This is a genomic window from Saccharomonospora iraqiensis subsp. paurometabolica YIM 90007 (genome assembly GCF_000231035.2).
Taxonomy (GTDB): domain Bacteria; phylum Actinomycetota; class Actinomycetes; order Mycobacteriales; family Pseudonocardiaceae; genus Saccharomonospora; species Saccharomonospora paurometabolica.
In genome coordinates this window covers 13,012-13,639 of the sequence record NZ_KI912211.1, presented here as the reverse complement: position 1 = coordinate 13,639, position 628 = coordinate 13,012, and the positions used below count along the sequence as shown (strand labels likewise).

Annotated in this window: 1 protein-coding gene; it reads right to left on the bottom strand. The window is 78.0% G+C overall.

The annotated features are described in order from the left end of the window. A partial coding sequence (locus SACPADRAFT_RS30305) for an HAD hydrolase-like protein (protein WP_040923949.1) occupies window positions 1-628 on the bottom strand: 628 nt, incomplete at both ends.

The following is a 628-nucleotide window of genomic DNA, read 5'->3' as shown; positions in this document are numbered from 1 at the left end:
GTCGCGTCCCCGCCCCGGACCGCGGTGGTGCCGGAGCGCCAGGCCCGGGCACACAGCCGCCGGAGCAGGTCCACCCCGGTCGGGTCCGGGTACGCGCCGGGTACGGCGGTCACGGTGAGCACGGCACCGTCGTCGGCGACCCGCCACGGGACACCGTCGTCCGGCGTCGGGTCACCGTCGTCGACGCCCAGCGCCTCCGCGGGAACCTCACCGGCGAGCACCGCGAGATCGTCGGCGAGGTGATCCGGCCGTTCGTGCGGGGCGAGCCCGAGCAGGGCCGCCGGGGTCGCGACCCCGGTCAGCACGGCCAACGACCGGTACCCGGCGGCGACGGCACCCGCGATGTCGGTGTCCGGCCGGTCCCCCACCACGAGAGGGTCGGTGGCCCCCGCGGACTCCGCGGCGGTGCGGAGCAGGGGCGCCCTCGGTTTGCCCGCCACCTCGGGTTCGGCTCCGGTGGCGGTGCGCAGCGCGGCGACCATGGCCCCGTTCCCGGGCAGCTCACCGCGTTCGCTCGGCAGGGTCGCGTCGACGTTGCACGCCACCCACCGCGCCCCGGCGCGCACGGCCACACAGGCCCGCGCCAGCTCGGGCCAGCCGGTGTCCGGCGAGTGTCCCTGCACCACGG